Raw genomic sequence first — 1678 nt, 5'->3', positions numbered from 1 at the left:
GCTGGAAAATATATCTCCCATTATCCGTCATCTTGTATTTGACAGACTACTAGATTATTGAAACGCTTAACCATGATCGGGTAACACTCGGTACTAATTGATACCTCATGTCTAGCACGATAAAAAACGTAAAAAACTCGTGTCGATCACTATACTTGTTTCCGTGACTTTATTAGGCAACGTTTACCCTTTCGATTACAGACCGTAAGCCGGCTTCTGGTGTGGATACTAGATTGATTACCGTTTGCCGTCCATTTAAAAATAACTGGGCGTACCGGAATCGAACATCTACCGTTGCTCGTCTAACAGGTTTTTTGACTTGCCGACCATAGACTAACTGAGTGCCTGGATTACTTGGGTAAAGTTTATCTGTGTCTACAAAATCCACGCTCGTACTTTCAAACGGGTGTGATTGGATGGCGACTACTGCACGCGCCAGCCTCTCACCCTCGGCTTTACTCTTAACCAAAAGCCGTAGATCGTAACCTCGTTCATGATCACGATAGTAGTAATAATATTTTCCCTTCTCCCAAACAAAAATCGGATTAGCAAATTCGCGCTTGATGTCTCTGGCCATTTCTTCAGCTTTGGCACGGGTGTAAGTGCTAGAGGTTTCATTCATCAACCTAAAAGCAATTTCTCCCCGTCCTGGTGCGGTGCGGTCTGTAAGGTCGGTGTAGCGCTCACGAAAATACAGCTTTACTTGTGGCTTAAATGCTACATCTCGCTGATAATCCGCGACAGGGATACCGTAAATTGGGGCTTGCACAGATTGCAGCCGGCCGGCTGTGACTTCAAATAGCCACATTCTCATCAGAGTCATGGTGCTGGTGTCATTGTCCTTCATTTCACACGCGACTCTTAGAGATTCTTTTGGCGTTTCTAGGCTATTCGCCGTTGTGTTTCTGAAGTATTGGCTAACAGCGCGATTGTGCCAAAGTCTGAGAGCTTAGTGGTGCAGATGCTCCCATTCGCTAAATCCTTCTGGTAATGGCATATTTTCACCTCTTAATCTTCATCTGGGTCTAAAGTTTCTTCTGTCATTTCTTTACCAGCACTGACAGCTTTACTTGCTGCTTTTTCAGCTTTTAAAACATCTGGTTCTGGTTCTGGAGTAGATTTATGTGCTGGTTTATCGTCCTCTTTTAAGGCTTTGATAAACTCTGTATTGGCGTTGGTCATCTCAGTAGTTGCTTGAATTACATCTAATGGTGCTTGAGTAACCATCTGAATTGTGGAAGCACCTGCTGATAGCGTTTCTAAGGTTTGAGTAACTCTATTGATTTTGGGTTGAGGATTCATCCAGGTATAGGCATTCTCTAAAACTTCACCAGATGCTCTTAAAGCGTTGCCAATTTTACCGATTCTGCCAATAGTAACTTCTAAGGCGTTTAAGATAGTAGATGATAAATTCTGGAAGGAATTAATAACATTGGTTGTAGCTTGATAAATTCGGTTAGCTTTTGCCCAATTCTCAGTTAAATTAGTGTAGTTTTCTACTCCTACTATTCCTTTGACAATATTTTCTACAGAATTACCAATAATTTGGTTAACGTTTAAAGGTTGATTTTTGTCATCTTTGATGCCAATCAATGTTAAAACATTACCTATGGCTTGACCTAATGTCTGCCCGATATCATTAGATAACTGAACCGCATTATGAACAGTTGCAGCAAAG

Annotated in this window: 2 protein-coding genes; both read right to left on the bottom strand. The window is 41.5% G+C overall.

The features are described from left to right. Nucleotides 1–172: 172 nt before the first annotated feature. The gene (locus ACM0OS_RS28820; RefSeq protein ID WP_414546596.1) at nt 173–847 is read right to left on the bottom strand and encodes a hypothetical protein; all 675 of its coding nucleotides are present in this window, start codon (nt 845–847) and stop codon (nt 173–175) included. A 161-nt stretch (nt 848–1008) separates the two neighbouring features. Next, nucleotides 1009–1678, bottom strand: a 670-nt coding sequence (locus ACM0OS_RS28815; RefSeq protein WP_414546595.1) for a hypothetical protein, incomplete at its 5' end; no start/stop codon positions are given.

Source organism: Nostoc sp. CCY0012 (assembly GCF_963920855.1).
In the GTDB taxonomy this organism is placed as follows: Bacteria; Cyanobacteriota; Cyanobacteriia; order Cyanobacteriales; family Nostocaceae; genus Cyanocohniella.
This window is presented reverse-complemented; position numbering and strand designations above follow the sequence as displayed.